Source organism: Sphingomonas turrisvirgatae, from assembly GCF_001721295.1.
Classification (GTDB): Bacteria; Pseudomonadota; Alphaproteobacteria; order Sphingomonadales; family Sphingomonadaceae; genus Sphingomonas; species Sphingomonas turrisvirgatae.
In genome coordinates this window covers 1-435 of sequence record NZ_MDDS01000083.1, presented here as the reverse complement: position 1 = coordinate 435, position 435 = coordinate 1, and the positions used below count along the sequence as shown (strand labels likewise).

At 68.5% G+C, this 435-nt stretch carries 1 protein-coding gene; it reads right to left on the bottom strand.

All coding sequences use genetic code 11. The features are described 5' to 3' along the window. Positions 1-375: beta-eliminating lyase-related protein (locus BFL28_RS19095; protein WP_206599153.1), on the bottom strand; the 375-nt coding region annotated here is incomplete at its 3' end. Positions 376-435: the final 60 nt, after the last annotated feature.

Below are 435 nucleotides of genomic sequence, written 5' to 3'. Positions count from 1 at the left end.
ACGAAAGGCCGCGAAGGCATCCAGTACTTGTCCTATGGACTCGGCGGAAACGTCCAGGTGGGTGACCAGGCGCAAACGCGCCGCCGCGCTGATCCGCACCCCGCGCTCGGCGAGGAAGTCGCGCAGCGCGACCGCCCGCTCGCCGACATCGACGTAGACCATGTTGGTCTGCACCGGCTCCACCGCATAGCCCAGTTCGCGCAGCCCGTCGCCCAGGCGCGCGGCGTTGGCGTGGTCGTCGGCCAGGCGTGCCACCTGGTGGTCGAGGGCGTACAGGCCGGCAGCCGCCAACAGGCCGGCCTGGCGCATCCCGCCGCCGACCATCTTGCGCCAGCGGCGGGCCTTGGCGACCAGTTCTACGCCGCCGCCAAGCACCCAGCCCCCGAGACCGGACCAGATATCTCATGCCGTCCTCCGCTTGAAAAAAAAAAAATA